Genomic DNA, 18,878 nt, shown 5'->3' on the forward strand with positions numbered 1-18,878 from the left:
AGCTCAAATGGAGAGGGCCTAAGCCCTCTCCAAAGTGTTAAACACCAGGGCAGGTAGAAGTTGAAAGCTTCTCTGCAACAGTTGTTGCACAACTCCAAACTCCTGCAGCAGTTCTTGAAAGGGTTACCGTTGCTCCATTTACAGTGCCTGAACCTTTCATTGTGCATTGAATTGCAGTAGCTTGTGCACCACTTGCAGCTGGTGCATTTATGGTGAATGAACTACAACGCTCAGTACTAGCAGCTAGCCCTAAATTTGCAGTTGTGTAGAAGGCATCAGGGCGAGACTCAGAAAAAGCAACATCATAAGCACTTCTTGCAGCTGATATTTCCGCGATAGAACCTGAAACTTGAGCTTTTTGTGTGTAATCCTGATAAGCAGGCAGTGCTATCGCTGCCAAAATACCGATGATTGCAACTACAATCATTAATTCAATTAGGGTGAAACCCTGTTGCTTTTGTTGTGTCATTTTGTTCCTCTCCTAAAGGATATGTTTATTGTAAGTTTAGCTGTAACTTCAGCGTTGTAAAACCAAGGCTCAATTTACAGGATAAATCTTACAGTTTTACTTAAAGTCAGTTTGAGTAAAGCTTGATGATTAACAAAGTTTTACTAGAACATCCTATGTTCAGAGTTCATAAAATTTACTTTAGCATTATTAAGCGTTTTTGGAAGCCATTTTCCTGTTCAATAAGCAGTTTTTCAGAACTTTCCTACCTTTGTTTGATGTAAAATAAGCTTAGATCTAGTTCTTTGTACTATTTATAAACACCGCATCTCTTTAGGAACTTATTGAATTGATTGCAATCTTGTGTAGGTTCAGGACATGGGTATCCAAAATAATTAAAAACGCTGAGTGAATGTTGGTTTTTTGTTACTATCTCAGGCTTTTTACGTATTTAATGCTTTTTTAATTTCTTGTCAATGAATTAGGTAAAGCATTAAATACGTAAAGGAGAGTTTTAGCCGTTAAATCGCATTGAAAGATCGATTGATTGTAAATTTTTTGTAAGTGCGCCACTTGAAATAAAGTCTACACCTGCCTGTGAATAGGTTTTTAAGGTTTCAAGTGTCATATTGCCAGATACCTCAAGCTTTGCTCGCTTGTCTGTAAGCACTACAGCTTGTTGAATTTGTTCTACGGTAAAGTTATCAAGCATGATGATATCAGCCCCTGCGTTAATCGCTTGTTCAAGCTCATCAAGTGATTCCACTTCCACTTCAACTGGCTTTGTGGGGTGGTTGATTTTAGCCTGTGCGACTGCTTTATCAATTCCACCACAGGCAGCAATGTGGTTTTCCTTAATTAGGAAAGCATCAAACAAGCCAATGCGATGATTCGCGCCGCCACCACACTTTACAGCATATTTTTGTAGGGCACGTAAGCCTGGAATGGTTTTGCGCGTATCGAGTAGTTGCGTGGTCGTGCCTTCAAGTTCTTTTACATAATGAGCGGTTGTTGTTGCTGTACCACAGAGGGTTTGTACAAAGTTAAGGGCAGTTCGCTCTGCAGTTAAAATAGCCCGAGCTGAGCCAGATGCAGTGAAGAGCGTAGAATTTGCTGTGACTCTGTCGCCGTCATTTACGAGTACCTCAACTTTTACTGAAGGGTCGACTTGGTTAAATACTTCTAAAATAATGTCTTTACCACAAAATACACAGTCTTCACGGGTAATTACCTTGGCATTGGCTAGCTCGTTTTCTGGAATTAGTTGCGCGGTAATATCACCGTCATTTGCGCTTTGGTAATCTAAATCTTCATCAAGGGCAAGTTTTACCAGTTGGCTAATTAAAGTGTGAGGGACTGACATGTCTAAAGCTCATTGTTTATTAATAAATTGGCGAAATTTTACTATGTTTAACTTCTTAATAGAAGACAAAGATTGCCCACATTTATGTAACCTTAGCCTCACTTTAAGCGAGTAAATTAAAGCAACTAGACCCTGAGTTTTTAACCCTTTACACTATTTAACTTTATTGTCATCGTTAGTTTTTAATATGCATATAAATGAATTAGGGCAATTAAACAATGTGTTACAAAGGCCTTGTACACATTTTGATGAGCGCCCTGAAAACGAAGTATCATTACTTGTTATTCATAATATCTCATTGCCAGCGGGGCAGTTTGCAACGCCCTATGTTGATGATTTATTTATGGGGGTAATTGATTGTACGGCACATGAAACCTTTGTTGATTTAAAAGGGTTAAGAGTGTCTGCGCATTGCTTTATTCGTCGCACGGGTGAAATTATTCAGTACGTGCCTTTTGAGAAGCGAGCTTGGCATGCGGGTATCTCAATGTTTGAAGGCAGAGAGCAGTGTAATGACTTTAGTGTGGGCATTGAGCTTGAAGGCACAGATACGCAAGCGTATACCCAAGCACAATATAATGCATTACACTTAGTGACTAAGGCGTTAATGGATAAGTATCCTGCAATAAACCGTTCACGCATTGTTGGCCATTGTGATATTGCTCCCGGCAGAAAAACTGATCCTGGTAGTAGTTTTGATTGGCAGTACTATTTTGATTTAGTGTTTTAGTTGAAAGGATATAGGTAAAAGCATGATCTTAATTTCAATAATTATTGCTTTGGTGATTGAGCGTTTAGGAGCTCGAGCTGATTACTGGCAAATCGGTTTTTATGCCAATACCTATTTAAAGCATTCGCAAAAGCAACTGTCAGAAAAGGGGTTGTTTAATTCGCCAATTGGTTTTTTGATATGGTTAATGTTACCTGTACTTGCCGCGGGGTTAGTTTATCAACTCTCTGATTTTATTATCTGGCAGTTGGCTGTGAATGTTGCTGTGCTGCTGGTTTGTTTTGGCTGTGCTAAGCAACGTGCTTTGTATAAGTCTTACTTAAATGCCTTAACACGAAACGATCAAGAAGCGGCTACCTTATATGCATTACAAATGGGCCAAAAGAAAACAGAAGATGAGCCGCTTGGTGAGACCTTTGGCCAAACTTTAGCTTGGTTAAATTTTCGCTTTTATTGTGCCGTTATTTTTTGGTTTGTGGTTTTAGGTGTACCTGGTGCGGTTCTTTATGCGCTGGTTCGTACTTTTGCTGACAAAGTAAGAGATGATCACCATGTTCCCTACGCTAAGCGTTTTAAACTAATCCATAGTTTATTATTCTGGCTTGACTGGTTACCAGCACGGGTTGCGAGCTTTGGTTATTTAGTGATTGGTAACTTTAATAAAGGTACTAGTTGTTGGCTGAAGTATGTGCTCGACTTTTCAGTGAGTAACCGAAAAGTTGTTACGCAAACCGCTCTTGCCGCTGAGCAAATCGAGCAACAACATTTTGGCTGTACTTATGAAGCCACTTGCATGATGAAGCTTGTAAAAAGAAATGTCTTGTTCTTTTTAGTGATTATCGCTGCATTAACCCTGTTTGGTGGCTTGGCGTAGGCGCGATTTTATATTGCGTTTTGATTTATAGGTGTGTACGAGTTTTGTCGCGGGGTAAACCCGCTGCTACAAAGCTACTCAATTCAACTAACATCTAAAACCTGACCTCTACCCGCTGCTACAAAGCTACTCAATTCAACTAACATCTAAAACCTGACCTCTAAAAGCTCAGTTGCCCAATCTGGTCTGACCATTTATTTTTTATTGTTTTTTCCTTTAGAAAAAGCCACTTTAATCCATACTGTTTAATCTTTAGACGAATTGCGTTAGGGTGTAACCGGGCGCTGAGTGTAGTGAAATTGACAGAAATTCGGGTTTTTGATAACGTATGCGATAAATTTGGTATGACCAATTTACCTTTTTGGTCAAAGCACAAGGCTAAGTACCCGATATTTATGGGGTTAGCGCATAATAATGCGGACGTTAATAAATGTCTTTAAAGATTAAAGCAGCAAAGTTATCTGATGTAATTTTACAACAACTTGAGAATATGATTCTTGAGGGGTCGTTAGCGCCAGGCGAAAAGCTGCCTCCTGAACGTGAATTAGCGAAACAATTTGAAGTATCGCGACCATCATTACGAGAGGCAATTCAAAAGCTTGAAGCCAAGGGATTAGTAACGCGTCGCCAAGGCGGTGGAACGTTTGTAAAAAATCAGCTTGAAGAGGGGCTCACTGATCCGCTTTTTGATTTGATTAGTAAGCATCCAGAGTCACAATTTGATTTACTAGAATTTCGTCATGCCCTTGAAGGAATTGCTGCATACTATGCGGCTATGCGCGGTACGACAAATGACTTTAAAAAAGTAAAACAAAGCTTTGACAATATTGCGCTCGTTAATGACGACCTTGTGCAAAAAGCAAAAGCAATTAACGCATTTCATTTTAGTGTGGCAGAAGCATCTCATAACGTTGTGTTACTACATTTAGTACGTGGCATGCAGGCATTGCTTGAGCAAAATGTATTACAGAATTTAACTGTACTGTTAAAAAAACCACAGATCAGCCAACAGCTCGCAGAACATAGACGACTGTTGATGGATGCGGTTATTGAAGGAAACCCAGAGCAAGCTCGTCTTGCTAGTAATGCTCACTTAGCCTTTATCGAAGAAGCCTTACTTGAGGCTGGCAAAGAGCATTCGCGGATTGAACGTAGTTTAAGACGCACCAAACAACATTAAGCAAGTGATTAGCTAAGTTTAGTTAACAACTTAATTTTAAGATTTATTAAAATAATTAGTATTTTAAACATAAGGAAACCTCCATATGTCTGAAGTCAATAAAATTGACGTAGACGCGCTAGAAACACAAGAGTGGTTACAAGCCCTTGAGTCTGTTGTGCGTGAAGAAGGTGTTGAACGTGCTCAATTCTTACTTGAGCAAGTGTTAGAGCAAGCCCGTTTAGACGGTGTTGATATGCCTACTGGCACAACCACTAACTACGTTAATACCATTCCGGTAGATCAAGAACCTGCTTACCCAGGTGACGTAAACATTGAACGTCGTATTCGTTCAATTATCCGTTGGAATGCGATCATGATCGTATTACGTGCGTCGAAAAAAGATCTAGACTTAGGCGGCCATATGGCTTCTTACCAGTCTTCAGCTGCATTCTATGAAGTATGTTTTAACCACTTCTTTAAAGCACCAAACGATGTAGATGGCGGTGACTTAGTTTATTACCAAGGCCACATCTCTCCTGGTATTTATGCTCGTGCATTCGTTGAAGGTCGTTTAACAGCTGAGCAGCTTGATAACTTCCGTCAAGAAGTTGATGGTAACGGTCTTCCTTCATACCCACACCCTAAATTAATGCCTGAGTTTTGGCAGTTCCCTACAGTATCGATGGGTCTTGGTCCAATTGCATCAATCTACCAAGCTCGTTTCTTAAAATATTTAGATGGTCGTGGCTTAAAAGATACTAAAAACCAACGTGTATACGCTTTCTTAGGCGATGGTGAGATGGATGAGCCAGAATCTCGCGGTGCAATCTCATTCGCAGCTCGTGAGAAATTAGATAATCTATGTTACCTAATCAACTGTAACTTACAGCGTTTAGATGGCCCAGTAATGGGTAACGGTAAGATCATTCAAGAGCTTGAAGGCCTATTCAAAGGTGCTGGCTGGAACGTAATTAAAGTTGTATGGGGTAGCGGTTGGGATATCTTACTAGCTAAAGATACAACAGGTAAATTGCTTCAGTTAATGAACGAAACCATTGACGGTGATTACCAAACATATAAAGCAAAAGATGGTGCGTACGTACGTGAGCACTTCTTTGGTCGTTACCCTGAAACAGCAGCGCTTGTTGCTGATATGACTGATGAAGAGATCTTCGCGCTTAAGCGTGGCGGCCATGAGCCATCAAAACTTTACGCTGCATTCAAAAAAGCGGAAGAAACCAAAGATCGTCCAACAGTAATCCTAGCGAAAACTGTAAAAGGTTACGGCATGGGTGACGCTGCTGAAGGTAAAAACATCGCACACCAAGTTAAGAAAATGGATATGACCCATGTTGAACACTTACGTTCACGTTTAGGTCTACAAGACTTAGTTTCAGACGAAGAAATTAAAGACTTACCATACTTAACTCTTGAAGAAGGCTCTGAAGAGTATAAGTACCTTCATGCACGCCGTGAAGCGCTACAAGGTTACACGCCTAAGCGTATTCCAAAGTTTTCTGAAAGCCTAACATTGCCAGAAGTTGACGCGTTCAAGCCGCTACTTGAAGAGCAAAAACGTGACATCTCTACAACAATGGGCTTTGTACGTGCACTTAACGTGTTACTAAAAGATAAAGGCATTGGTAAAAACATCGTTCCTATTATCGCCGATGAAGCACGTACCTTTGGTATGGAAGGTTTATTCCGTCAAATTGGTATTTATAACCCGCATGGCCAAAACTACACACCTCAAGACCGTGATATCGTTTCTTACTATAAAGAAGCTACATCAGGTCAAGTACTACAAGAAGGTATCAACGAGTTAGGTGCAATGTCATCATGGGTTGCTGCTGCAACATCATACAGCACTAACGATTTACCAATGATCCCATTCTACATCTACTACTCAATGTTTGGTTTCCAACGTGTAGGTGATATGGCGTGGATGGCTGGTGACCAACAAGCGCGTGGTTTCTTACTAGGTGCTACTGCAGGTCGTACAACGCTAAACGGTGAAGGTTTACAGCACGAAGATGGTCACAGCCACATTCTTGCTAACACGGTTCCTAACTGTATTTCTTATGACCCGACATTCGCATACGAAGTAGCGGTAATCATGCAAGACGGTATCCGTCGCATGTACGGTGAAGACCAAGAAAACGTGTTCTATTACCTAACGCTAATGAACGAAAACTACCATCAACCAGCTATGCCTGAAGGCGCTGAAGAAGGTATTCGTAAAGGTATCTACAAACTTGAAACTGTGGCTGGCGATAAAGCAAAAGTACAGTTACTAGGTTCAGGTACTATCATGATGGAAGTGCGTAAAGCAGCACAAATCCTGAGCGAAGAGTATGGTATTGGTTCTGATGTATTCTCTGTAACTTCATTCAATGAGTTAACACGTGACGGTCAAGATGCTGAGCGTTTCAACATGCTTAACCCTGAAGCAGAACAGAAGACTGCTTACATCACCAACGCATTAACAGATGCCGTGACTGTAGCTGCAACAGACTATATGAAGAACTATGCTGAGCAAGTTCGTTCATTTGTACCAAGCAGCAACTATAAAGTGTTGGGTACTGATGGTTACGGTCGTTCTGATAGCCGTGAAAACTTGCGTCGTCACTTCGAAGTGAATGCTGGTTATGTTGTGGTTGCAACACTATCTGAGCTTGCTAAACGTGGTGAAGTTGAGAAGTCAGTGGTTGTTGAAGCAATCAAGAAATTTGACATCGACACAAACAAAGTTAACCCGCTATACGCATAAGAGGTTCCAATGAGTATTGAAATTAATGTACCAGATATCGGTGGCGATGAAGTTGAAGTAACCGAAATCCTTGTTAGCGTTGGCGATAAGGTTGAGGTTGACCAATCGTTACTAACGGTTGAAGGCGACAAAGCATCAATGGAAGTACCTGCTGCACAAGCAGGTACGGTTAAAGAAATTAAAGTAGCTGAAGGTGATACAGTAACCACAGGTTCACTTATCATGCTCTTCGAAGGTGAAGAGCAAGCTTCTGCACCTTCTGAAACAAAAGAAGCAGCTAAAGCAGAACCTGCTCAGCAATCTTCAGGTTCAGCTACACAAGAAGTCGCTGTACCAGATATCGGCGATGATGAAGTTGAAGTAACTGAAATCATGGTTTCGGTAGGTGACACGGTTGAAGAAGAGCAATCTTTATTAAGCGTTGAAGGCGATAAAGCGTCAATGGAAGTACCAGCGCCAATCGCAGGGACTGTTAAAGAGATCAAAATCGCGACTGGCGATAAAGTAAAAACGGGCTCTTTAATCTTTGTGTTTGAAACTGCATCAAGTGGCTCAGAATCACCAGCTGCAGAATCACCAGCTGCAGAATCAGCTCCAGCTGAATCAAGCACTAAAGAAGTAAATGTGCCTGATATTGGTGGTGATGAAGTTGAAGTAACCGAAGTGATGGTTGCTGTTGGCGATAAGGTTGAAGAAGATCAATCAATCTTAAATGTTGAAGGCGATAAAGCATCAATGGAAGTACCTGCACCATTTGCCGGTACAGTTAAAGAAATCAAAGTAGCAGCAGGCGATAAAGTATCAACTGGCTCACTTATCTTTGTATTTGAGGTAGCGGGTAGTGCACCCGCAGCAGCGGCACCTGCTCCTGCAAAAACTGAAGCAGCTCCTGCACCTGCAGCAAAAGCTGCACCGGCCGAGAAGCCTGCATCAGCACCGGCAAGCAACGAAGGTTTTGCAGATAACAAAGCCTATGCGCATGCATCGCCAGTTGTACGTCGTTTAGCGCGTGAGTTTGGTATTAACTTAGCAAACGTAAAAGGCACGGGTCGTAAGAATCGTGTTGTGAAAGAAGACGTACAAAACTACGTGAAAGACCTTGTGAAGAAAGTTGAATCAGGTCAGCTTTCTGCAGGTAAAGGTAATGCTGGTGGCGGTGAGTTAGGTCTTATTCCTTGGCCGAAAGTAGACTTTGCTAAGTTTGGTGAGATCGAAGAGAAGAAACTTTCTCGTATTCAGAAGCTATCTGGTGCTAACTTGCACCGCAATTGGGTACAAATCCCACATGTTACACAGTTTGATGAAGCGGATATCACAAGCCTAGAAGCATTCCGTAAAGAGCAAAATGCCCTTGCAGAGAAGAAAAAGCTAGGTGTTAAAATCACGCCGCTTGTGTTCGTAATGAAAGCTGCTGCGAAAGCACTTGCTGAATTCCCAACGTTTAACTCTTCTCTATCTGAAGACGGCGAAAGCTTAATCTTGAAGAAGTACATCAACATTGGTGTTGCAGTTGATACGCCAAATGGCTTAGTTGTTCCTGTTTTCAAAGATGTTGATAAGAAAGGCATCATTGAGCTTTCTCGCGAATTGATGGATATTTCTAAGAAAGCACGTGAAGGCAAATTAACTTCATCTGATATGCAAGGCGGTTGTTTCACAATCTCAAGCCTCGGTGGTATCGGTGGTACAGCGTTCACACCAATTGTGAATGCGCCAGAAGTTGCTATCTTAGGTGTATCTAAATCAGAAATGAAGCCTAAGTGGAATGGCAAAGAGTTTGAGCCTAAATTAATGGTTCCATTATCAATGTCATACGACCATAGGGTTATTGACGGTGCACTAGCGGCACGCTTTACTGTGACACTAGCAAGCTATATGAGCGATATCCGTCAATTGGTGATGTAATCGTTTCATAATTTATAAGAATCAAATCCCAGCAAGTTGTTTTTTGCTGGGATTTTTACCATTGGCAATGATACAATCTTTGCCATAGAACAATCTTGGTATAGATATCTGCTCTCCCTTTCTGCCTTGCAGAAACATGGCAGTTAAACTTAAGGGCAGTGTCCCGTTCAAACATTTAAGGTAATAGCATGAGCAACGAATTAAAAACTCAAGTTGTTGTACTAGGCGGTGGTCCTGGTGGTTATTCTGCGGCTTTCCGTGCTGCTGACTTGGGCTTAGAAGTTACATTAGTAGAATCTCGCAACACGTTAGGCGGTGTATGTCTAAATGTGGGTTGTATTCCTTCAAAAGCACTTTTACACGTAGCTAAAGTGATTGATGACGCAGCTGAAATGTCATCTCACGGCGTTACTTTTGGTAAGCCTGAAATCGACCTAGACAAAATCCGTGATTGGAAAGAGTCTGTAATCGGCCAATTAACTGGCGGCCTAGACGGCATGGCTAAAATGCGTAAAGTGAAAGTAGTTAGCGGCTACGGTAAATTCACTGGTAGCAACACCCTTGCTGTTGAAGGTGAAGACGGTACAACAACGATCACTTTTGATAATGCTATTATTGCCGCAGGTTCTCAACCTGTTAACTTACCTTTCATCCCTGAAGATGACCGTGTAATTGATTCAACGGGTGCTTTAGAGCTTAAAGACGTTCCTGAGAAACTACTTGTTTTAGGTGGTGGTATCATCGGTCTTGAGATGGGTACTGTATACCGTGCGCTAGGTTCTGAAATCGACGTAGTTGAGTTTGCTGATCAATTAGTACCAGCAGCTGATAAAGACGTTATTAAGATTTACCAAAAATACGTTAAGAACAAGTTCAACGTAATGCTTTCTACTAAAGTTGTTGGTGTTGAAGCGAAAGAAGACGGTCTATACGTTTCATTCGAAGGTAAAAACGCACCGGCTGACGCAGTACGTTACGATAAAGTACTTGTTGCTGTGGGTCGTACACCTAACGGTAAATTACTTGACGCAGACAAAGCGGGCGTTAACGTTGATGAGCGTGGTTTCATTAATGTTGATAAACAGCTTAAAACAAACGTTGATCACATCTTCGCTATCGGTGATATCGTTGGTCAACCAATGCTTGCGCACAAAGCGGTTCATGAAGCTCACGTTGCTGCAGAAGTTATCTCTGGCCAGAAACATTTCTTCGATCCTAAGTGCATTCCTTCAATCGCATACACAGATCCTGAAATTGCATGGGTTGGTGTAACTGAGAAAGAAGCTAAAGAGCAAGGTTTAAGCATCGAAACTGCAGTATTCCCTTGGGCTGCTTCTGGTCGTGCGATTGCTTCTGCACGTACTGAAGGTCAAACTAAGCTAATCTTCGATAAAGACTCAGGTCGTGTTATCGGTGGTGCTATGGTTGGTATCAACGCAGGTGAAATGTTAGGCGAAATCGGCCTAGCAGTTGAAATGGGCGCAGACGGTGAAGACCTAGCGTTAACTATTCACGCTCACCCAACGTTAAACGAATCAATCGGTCTAGCTGCTGAAATCTTCGAAGGTTCAATCACTGACCTTCCAAATAAAAAAGCAGTTAAAAAGAAGTAAGTTCTTTTGACGAATAGCTTAAAAACCCAGCTTCTGCTGGGTTTTTTGTTTTAGTTTAGAGCTAAAACAAACCACTCAGATTAATATCTATTCCCCTTATTTTTAGCTACAATACGCGCCGTTCAATTTTCTGGTAAATACAGTGGCTACTATCTCAAATAACTCCGTGTTAGTACTTCGTGCTTTACAAATGGCTGAGTCTCGTCGTGAATTTAAAGCGCGAGGAGCTAAATTAACGCGTTGTGAGCGCTGTTTATTAGCTGAGCATTATTGTATCTGCGAAGGGGTAGAGCAGGCTGAGTGTGAATCGGCGGTCTGCTTACTTATGTATCACAATGAGAGTTTTAAGCCATCAAATACTGGGCGTTTAATTGCTGAGATCGTTCCAGATAACCACGCTTTTAAATGGGATAGAACGAACCCAGATGATGCTTTGTTAAGCTTGTTGGCAGATCCACAGTATCAGCCCATGGTTATTTTTCCTGCTAGTGATGTTGAAGATGAAACCCGTGTGATCACTGAAGTAGTGCCTGAGGACGGTAAACGTCCATTGTTTATCTTTTTAGACGGTACATGGCGCGAAGCAAAGAAAATGATCCGTAAAAGCCCTTATCTAGATAACTTACCTGTGCTTTCTATTACGCCTGAAAAGCTCTCAGATTATCGATTGCGTGTTGCCCCACATGAGCATCAATTAGGCACCGCTGAGGTTGCTATTATGGTGCTTGCGCTAGCTGGTGAAATGGATGCTACGAAAAAGCTAGAGGAACATTTTTTTAAGTTCAGAGATGCATACTTGCTTGGTAAGAGAAATAAAGGGCGTCCAGAGTAGTTCCTTTTGGATAAAAGAAAAGCGCGAACTATCTCTAGTCGCGCTTGCGGAATCTTCTTAATTTTTTGCATCCTGCAATTGAATCTAATCAACTCCCTAAACTTTGCCACTCCATGCGATTACACTTTACTTATTGGTTCTGTGTAATATAAGGCAATCCCGCCTTGTTTCCTTGTAAGTCCATTACATCCTTGCTGGTAATTACTTTACCCTTCCCTTACGTGTCATCCAGACACTATCCCTTTATTTGCAAATCCGTTGCGATGCCCTAACGGCCTGTCCTTTGTTCCACTTTTTTAACTTCCTGTATAACAACATCCTGCTGTTATTCCATTCCACATCATCCTGATGCTGTCCGTAGGTTGTCACTCCTTTGCGTTACTCTTCCTGAGCCTGTCCTTAATTCCTTATTCTCCAAATGAACCTTATTCCGCGGTTTTATGAGTAATGCTTCCTTATCCATCTACTCATTAAGCTTCTTGCTTAGTTGATGTAAGTAATTATAGAGAAATGGTCAAAGCTGAGTAGGTCAAAATCCTACTTAATCTATTGGTTATTTTATTGTCATTTAATATATATTATTAAATTTCAATTGGTTATGTGTTTTTGGGCAGTGTTTTCTGGTGCTTTTTACTCAATTGCTGCCATATAGGTGAGACATCTCTTACATGTAAATTCCTAAATGGCAGCTAGGTTGATTGAAATATGAGTTTAAACGGGTGCACTTTGCGCTAACTCTAGGTAAAATATTTTGATAATTGTTATTATTTAGGTGCTATAAAATGAAGAAAACAGCCTTAGTATTAGTTAGCGCATTATTGAGCGTGCCGGCATTTGCTGCAGACGTAGTAAATATTTACTCGTTTCGCCAGCCATTCTTAATTCAGCCTATTTTGGATGATTTCACTAAGCAAACTGGCATTAAAACTAATGTGGTATTTGCGAAAAAAGGTCTGATTGAGCGTGTAAAGCGTGAAGGCAAGCACAGTAAAGCTGATTTAGTATTAACCTCAAATTTTAGTGCACTTATTCAATTAGAAGATTTAGGTTTAACACAATCAATTAATAGTGATGTGGTAAATGCGAATGTGCCAAGCACCTTTCGCGATGCAGATGGTCAGTGGATAGCGCTTACTAAACGTGTACGTAATGTATACTCTGCAAAAGAGCGTATTGGTGCTCTTTCTGAGTTAACATATGAAGATTTAGCCGATCCAAAGTACAAAGGCAAAATTTGCACGCGCTCAGGCAAACACCCATACAATTTAGGTTTAGTTGCTTCGATGGTTGCTCACCATGGCGAAGTAAAAACTAAGCAATGGTTAGAAGGTGTTAAAGCTAATTTAGCGCGTAAGCCGCAAGGTAATGACAGAGCGCAAGTAAAAGCTGTAAAAGAAGGCTTATGTGATTTGGCGTTAGGCAACAGCTACTATTTCGGTAAAATGCTGCAAGATGAGCAGCAAAAGTCTTGGGCAGAAGCTGTTTATATTAACTTCCCTAATCAAACTAACCGTGGTTCTCATATTAACGTATCGGGCGTTGTTATGACCCGTTACGCTAAAAACCCTGAAAATGCCTTGAAACTGATTGAGTATATGACCGACAATAAGGCGCAAAATATGTATGCTTCAGTTAATATGGAATACCCAGTAAAGCAAGGGGTTGCATTATCTGAGATGGTTGCATCATGGGGGGAATTTAAAGAAGACAGTCTTCCTCTTGATGAGATCAGCAAATATCGCCCTGTGGCACTGAAGCTAATTGACGAAGTAAAATTTGATTTATAACGAGAACACACCTCGTTTTATAAAAGCTGTTTTTTAACAGCTTTTATTTTATCTGGTATTAATCCACTTATGCATGTGAAGTTTTCGCTGTCGCGTTGGCAGCTTATAGCCTGGCTTATTGGCCTGTTGCTTGTTACGCCATTAGGCTTTTTGTTATTTGAATCTCTGCAAGGGGATTCAGACGTATTTCAGCACCTATTTGACACGGTGCTTTGGGATTATACCCGTAATACGCTATTACTCATTGTCGGAGTGGGACTATTAAGCTGCGTTATTGCTTTACCGTTAGCTTGGTTAACTGCATATTGTGATTTTCCGGGACGTAAGCAGTTTGAGTGGGCTTTAATGCTGCCATTAGCAATGCCAACGTACCTCATAGCTTATGTGTATACTGACTTACTTGATTATGCTGGGCCAATTCAAATAGCGCTAAGAGAGTGGTTTGGTTGGCAATCACCAGATGATTATTGGTTTTTTGATATTCGTACGTTAACCGGGGCCATTATTATGATTGCTCTGGTACTCTATCCATACTTATTCCTTATTTTTAAAACAGCGCTTAGAGAGCAGTCTTTTAAATTAGTACAAGCTAGTCAGTTGATGGGGTTATCGCCATTTAAAAGTTTCTTAAGAGTTAGTTTGCCCCTTGGTCGAGGGGCTATTGTGGCAGGAATAACATTAATCAGCATGGAAGCAATGGCTGACTTTGCCACCGTTAATTATTTTGCGGTGAGTACATTAACGACTGCTGTTTACGATACTTGGCTTGGCTATTACTCATTGACGGCTGCAGCGAAAATCTCTGGCATTATGCTACTCATTTTGTTTTTAACCATCATGGTGGAGCGCTTTAGCCGACGTAATCAAGCTGTATATGAACGTCAGTCAAGTATCAACAGCGCAACATTATATCGCTTAAAAGGCTGGGCTGCATGGGCTGCAAGCTTAGCTTGCATGTTAGTTCTGTTACTTGCTTTTATACTGCCTGTAGGGGTGTTAATTAAGTACGCCATTGCGTATTCCGATGAAGCATGGAATGGGGCATTTTTTAATTACGCTTGGCAGAGTTTTAAAGTCGCTGTTGTGGTGAGTATTGCAACCATCCTATTGAGCTTGTTGGTATTGTTTTATCAGCGAATTGCTAAACAAGCTTACTCTTTACTTCCTGGACGTTTAGCTAGTACAGGTTATGCCTTGCCAGGTACAGTGTTGGCCATTGCCGTATTACTCCCATTAACTCAGCTAGATGATGCATTAAATAACTGGCTTGAGCCTTTTGGTTTATCGCCTGGGTTACTTTTGAGTGGCACTTTATTTGCCATGATCTTTGCTTATGTTGTGCGTTTTTATGCAATTGCGCATGGTGCGCTTGAAAGTAGCTTTCTGCGTATTAGTCCATCGCTAGATATGGCTAGTCAATCAATGGGCAAAGGACCATTACAAACCTTATGGCGGGTACATTTACCGTTGTTAAAACGAGGGATTCTTACTGCTGGTTTGTTAGTATTTATTGAGTGCATGAAAGAGTTGCCAGCAGCTTTATTACTTAGGCCTTTTAATTTTGAAACGCTTGCGACCCATGTTTTTCAGTATGTTAGTGATGAGCAGTTAGAGCTTGCGTCTATTTCAGCTTTGTTTATCGTGTTAGTTGGGTTAATTCCTTTGTATTTCGTTAATCGTTCGATGGAGCAAAATCACTCATGAGTCATTTGATAATTCAAGACCTAGCTTATCAGTATAATGGCACTAAGGTGTTGAGTGAACTCAATCTTAATGTTGAGCAAGATGAAATTGTTTGTTTGCTTGGCGCAAGTGGCTGTGGCAAAACCACCACCTTAAAGGCAATCGCGGGGATTTTACAGCCCGAGCAAGGCTATATGAGCATAGATTCAAATGTGGTCAATGATAGCGGACTATTTGTTGCACCTGAAAAACGTAATATCGGCATGATGTTTCAAGACTATGCGTTATTCCCTCATCTAACGGTTAGTGACAACATTGCGTTTGGCCTCAGTAATATGAGCAAAGCACAAAAGCGTGAGCGCGTGGACGAAATGCTCAGCCTTGTTAAATTAGATGGTTGTGCTGGACGTTACCCTCATCAACTTTCAGGTGGTCAGCAGCAACGAGTCGCGATTGCTCGTGCTCTTGCTTATAAGCCAAGCTTATTATTACTTGATGAGCCATTTTCGAATATTGACACACAAGTACGCTTTGAGCTTATTGCAGATATACGTCGCATTATTAAAGATCAGCAGGTATCTGCGGTATTTGTTACCCACTCGAAGGAAGAAGCTTTCGCCTTTGCCGACACGCTTGCGGTTATGCATGGTGGAAAAATCGCCCAACAGGGCTCCGCGGAGCAGTTATTTAGCCAACCTAACTCAAAGGTGGTTGCAGAGTTTCTTGGTACGGGCATATACTTAACGGCGAAAGTATTAACGCCAACTGAATACGAAACGGCGTTTGGTGTGGTTCACTCATTGACGGCGAACAATGTAGATTGTCAGCAAGGTCAAGTGTACATAAGACCGCACTATATTCAGTTGTGCGAAGCTGCTCACAGTGACGCAAACAGTTTAACAATCTTGCAAAGACGCTTTATCGGTACGCGTTATGTGTATCGTATCAATATTGCAGGGCAAGAGTGTGAAGTTGCCGCAGAGCAAGATCGCGTGTTAGCTGTTGAGCAGCCTGTAAAAATAAAAATAATGCCGCACACAGTCAATTTTTTTCATGATTAATCAATCTTGAATCCTTGGCTAGGTGCAAATAACGAGAAGCTAAGGATTCACTATGGCGCAAGCGCAATCTGGGATTTGTGCTGAAGCAAACTTACATGGTTTGCACCTGTTTTTTAATGTTTACGATGGCCATGATGAGTCATTACGTAAAAAACTAAAACGCGTCAGCGTTATTCAAGATGAGTTTGCAGATCAGTTCTCTGAAGCCATGCTGTCGTGCGTGGTTGCCCTTGGTGCTCAGTATTGGCCGCATATCCTGCCCGAATTTATTCCAAGTCAATTACAAAGCTTTCCTAATGTGACTCATAGTGAGCATGTGATCAGTGCACAGCCTTTTGACTTGTTTGTACAAATTCGCTCAGACCGCGAAGATGTAAACCATCTATTTGCTCTGCAAATTCTAAAGTTATTAACACCGGATGTAGAGCTGGTGGAGCAGGTACGTAATTTTCGGTTTTTAGATGGGCGTGATTTTAATGGCTTTATTTATGCTGGTGATACCCCTCATGGTCGTCAAAAGCGTAGCACGGCTCTTATCAACAAACCGGGGCACTTTGAAGACCAAGGCAGCTATATTCATGTGCAGCGTTTTGTGCATGACTTGAGTGTCTGGCAGCATTTGTCGTTGTTCGAGCAAGAACAAATCATGGGGCGTACGCGTCTTGATAATACCTTGATTGTGCCTGCTGTAGAAACTAGTCATGCGGTTCGCAGTGAACTAAAAGATGAGCACGGTCAGCCACTATTACTTAATCAAAGCATGCCATTTGGTGATGTGCATAAACAGGGGATTTTGATGGTTTCGTGTGCGGCGCAAGGGGATGCGTTTGAGCAGGTATTAAAGAGCCGGTTAGGGCAGGGCGATTGCTATGATCATTGGCTCGATTTTACTCAAGCCGATATGGGATCTGCGTTTTTCGCCCCGTCAGTAAACTTTTTAAAGCAGCTTTAAACTGTATCGAATAAAGTGCGCACGCGATCAAGCGTGACATCGATTTCTGAAATCTTCGCAGGGGCGATAAAAATAGTGTCGTCGCCTGCAATAGTGCCTAGTACACCATCCGCCTTACCTAGAGAATCAAGTAATCGAGCAATTAATTGAGCTGCGCCTGGGCTAGTACGAATAATGATCATCATTTCGTTATGCATAATATCGATAACAAGCTGACGCAGCGGGCTTTTCGCTGTTGGTACACCCATTTCAGCCGGTAAACAATAAACCATTTCTTGCTTTGCATTACGGGTACGTACAGCACCGAACTTGCTTAACATGCGAGAGACTTTACTTTGGCTAATATTATCAAAGCCTTGCTCTTTCAATGCTTCGACAATCTCACCTTGTGAGCCGAAGTTTTCTTCTTTTAATAGCGCTTTAAACGCTTTGATTAGTGCTTCTTGTTTGTCTTGTGGTTGCATGTTGCCGTTTCTTTATTCATAAAATGTGGAGTAATTCTACACAACTCTGCATATTTATGCAGTATTAGTTTACAAAGTCGTCCAAAATGCTGTGTCTTTACAGCTAAGTTTACAACTATGGTCGAAATTATACGCGAAATAAGCAGGATAAATTTGTTTTTAGTCGCTAATTTCATTATCTTTAGGGCCACAAATATTTCCTACCTCAAATTACGGAGAATTCCAATGAAAGTTGCTGTTTTAGGCGCAGCTGGCGGTATCGGCCAAGCATTGTCTTTATTATTAAAAACAAGTTTACCTGCAGGTTCTGAATTATCGTTATATGATGTTGCCCCTGTTGTTCCTGGTGTAGCGGTTGATCTTTCTCACATCCCAACAGACGTTAAAGTTGAAGGCTTTGGTGCTGACAACTTAGACGCAGCATTAGCTGGTTGTGATATCGTTCTTATCCCAGCGGGTATGCCACGTAAGCCTGGCATGGACCGTGCGGACCTTTTCAACGTAAACGCAGGTATCATCAAAACATTAGCTGAAGGCATCGTTAAAAACTGTCCTAAAGCGTTAGTAGGTATTATCACTAACCCAGTAAACGGCACTGTGCCAATCGTTGCTGAAGTATTCAAAAAAGCGGGTACTTACGATGCTAACCGTGTATTCGGTATCACAACGCTTGACGTGATCCGTTCAGAAGCTTTTGTAGCTGAACTTAAAGGTTTAAGCGCAACTGAAGTTAAAGTTCCAGTGATCGGTGGTCACTCAGGTACTACAATCCTTCCTCTTCTTTCTCAAGTTGAAGGTGTTACTTTCACTGATGAAGAAGTTGCAGCATTAACACCACGTATCCAAAACGCAGGTACTGAAGTTGTTAACGCTAAAGCCGGTGGCGGTTCAGCAACTCTTTCAATGGGTGCAGCAGCAGCGCGCTTCTGTATGTCTTTAGTGAAAGGCCTACAAGGTGAAGAAGTTGTTGATTATGCATACGTTGCAGTTGAAAACGGTGACGCAGCATACTTCGCACACCCAGTACGTCTAGGTAAAAACGGCGTTGAAGAAATCCTTTCTTACGGTGAGTTAAGTGCATTCGAAGAGCAAGCTAAAAACGACATGCTAGCTACACTTAACAAAGACATCCAAGAAGGTGTTGATTTCATCAACGGTTAATTCCGCCGGATGATAGGCGCTTTGCTTATTCGTTAACTTAGTAAAAGCGCTGAAAACAAAAAAGCCTGCAAAT

The 18,878-nt window shown here is 41.5% G+C and carries 15 protein-coding genes; 12 read left to right on the forward strand and 3 right to left on the reverse strand.

Annotated features, from left to right (window positions below; all coding sequences use genetic code 11):
• Positions 1 to 37 precede the first annotated feature (37 nt).
• Both HYD28_05170 and nadC read right to left on the reverse strand, forming a co-directional pair.
• Positions 38 to 469: a pilin gene (locus HYD28_05170; GenBank protein ID QLE08402.1), complete on the reverse strand. Its 432-nt coding sequence runs from the start codon at positions 467 to 469 to the stop codon at positions 38 to 40.
• A gap of 493 nt (positions 470 to 962) precedes the next feature.
• Positions 963 to 1,811 (reverse strand): carboxylating nicotinate-nucleotide diphosphorylase, encoded by an 849-nt coding sequence (gene nadC, locus HYD28_05175; GenBank protein ID QLE08403.1) that lies wholly within the window; start codon positions 1,809 to 1,811, stop codon positions 963 to 965.
• A 187-nt stretch (positions 1,812 to 1,998) separates the two neighbouring features.
• Here nadC and ampD point away from each other — a divergent pair, with 187 nt between their 5' ends.
• The 11 genes from ampD to HYD28_05230 all read left to right on the forward strand — a co-directional run bounded on the left by ampD (position 1,999) and on the right by HYD28_05230 (position 17,180).
• Positions 1,999 to 2,541, forward strand: coding sequence for a 1,6-anhydro-N-acetylmuramyl-L-alanine amidase AmpD (ampD, locus tag HYD28_05180; protein QLE08404.1), 543 nt, complete (start codon positions 1,999 to 2,001; stop codon positions 2,539 to 2,541).
• 22 nt (positions 2,542 to 2,563) lie between these two features.
• Positions 2,564 to 3,415 carry a beta-lactamase regulator AmpE gene (gene ampE, locus HYD28_05185; GenBank protein QLE08405.1) on the forward strand — a complete coding sequence of 284 codons (852 nt, stop codon included), beginning with the start codon at positions 2,564 to 2,566 and terminating at the stop codon, positions 3,413 to 3,415.
• Between the two features lie 430 nt (positions 3,416 to 3,845).
• Positions 3,846 to 4,595: a pyruvate dehydrogenase complex transcriptional repressor PdhR gene (gene pdhR / locus HYD28_05190; GenBank protein ID QLE08406.1), complete on the forward strand. Its 750-nt coding sequence runs from the start codon at positions 3,846 to 3,848 to the stop codon at positions 4,593 to 4,595.
• Between the two features lie 85 nt (positions 4,596 to 4,680).
• Complete coding sequence (gene aceE / locus HYD28_05195) at positions 4,681 to 7,347, forward strand: pyruvate dehydrogenase (acetyl-transferring), homodimeric type (protein QLE08407.1); 2,667 nt, start codon at positions 4,681 to 4,683, stop codon at positions 7,345 to 7,347.
• A gap of 9 nt (positions 7,348 to 7,356) precedes the next feature.
• Entirely contained in the window at positions 7,357 to 9,252 is a 1,896-nt protein-coding gene (aceF, locus tag HYD28_05200; GenBank protein ID QLE08408.1) for a pyruvate dehydrogenase complex dihydrolipoyllysine-residue acetyltransferase, read from the forward strand.
• A 188-nt stretch (positions 9,253 to 9,440) separates the two neighbouring features.
• The gene (gene lpdA, locus HYD28_05205) at positions 9,441 to 10,865 is read left to right on the forward strand and encodes a dihydrolipoyl dehydrogenase (GenBank protein ID QLE08409.1); all 1,425 of its coding nucleotides are present in this window, start codon (positions 9,441 to 9,443) and stop codon (positions 10,863 to 10,865) included.
• Between the two features lie 190 nt (positions 10,866 to 11,055).
• Positions 11,056 to 11,697 carry a DTW domain-containing protein gene (locus HYD28_05210; GenBank protein QLE10491.1) on the forward strand — a complete coding sequence of 214 codons (642 nt, stop codon included), beginning with the start codon at positions 11,056 to 11,058 and terminating at the stop codon, positions 11,695 to 11,697.
• A gap of 782 nt (positions 11,698 to 12,479) precedes the next feature.
• Positions 12,480 to 13,484 carry a Fe(3+) ABC transporter substrate-binding protein gene (locus tag HYD28_05215; protein ID QLE08410.1) on the forward strand — a complete coding sequence of 335 codons (1,005 nt, stop codon included), beginning with the start codon at positions 12,480 to 12,482 and terminating at the stop codon, positions 13,482 to 13,484.
• A gap of 69 nt (positions 13,485 to 13,553) precedes the next feature.
• A complete protein-coding gene (locus tag HYD28_05220; protein ID QLE08411.1) occupies positions 13,554 to 15,188 on the forward strand; it encodes an iron ABC transporter permease in 1,635 nt (544 codons plus the stop codon).
• Positions 15,185 to 16,228 (forward strand): ABC transporter ATP-binding protein, encoded by a 1,044-nt coding sequence (locus HYD28_05225; GenBank protein QLE08412.1) that lies wholly within the window; start codon positions 15,185 to 15,187, stop codon positions 16,226 to 16,228. Before HYD28_05220 ends, HYD28_05225 begins: the two co-directional genes overlap by 4 nt.
• A gap of 52 nt (positions 16,229 to 16,280) precedes the next feature.
• Positions 16,281 to 17,180: a Dyp-type peroxidase gene (locus tag HYD28_05230; protein ID QLE08413.1), complete on the forward strand. Its 900-nt coding sequence runs from the start codon at positions 16,281 to 16,283 to the stop codon at positions 17,178 to 17,180.
• Here the strand turns inward: HYD28_05230 and argR are convergent.
• Entirely contained in the window at positions 17,177 to 17,644 is a 468-nt protein-coding gene (gene argR / locus HYD28_05235; GenBank protein QLE08414.1) for a transcriptional regulator ArgR, read from the reverse strand. The two genes, HYD28_05230 and argR, sit on opposite strands and share 4 nt — an antisense overlap.
• Before the next feature lie 225 nt (positions 17,645 to 17,869).
• Here argR and mdh point away from each other — a divergent pair, with 225 nt between their 5' ends.
• A complete protein-coding gene (mdh, locus tag HYD28_05240) occupies positions 17,870 to 18,805 on the forward strand; it encodes a malate dehydrogenase (protein QLE08415.1) in 936 nt (311 codons plus the stop codon).
• Positions 18,806 to 18,878: the final 73 nt, after the last annotated feature.

It is taken from the genome of Pseudoalteromonas shioyasakiensis (genome assembly GCA_013391845.1).
Taxonomy (GTDB): Bacteria; Pseudomonadota; Gammaproteobacteria; order Enterobacterales; family Alteromonadaceae; genus Pseudoalteromonas; species Pseudoalteromonas apostichopi.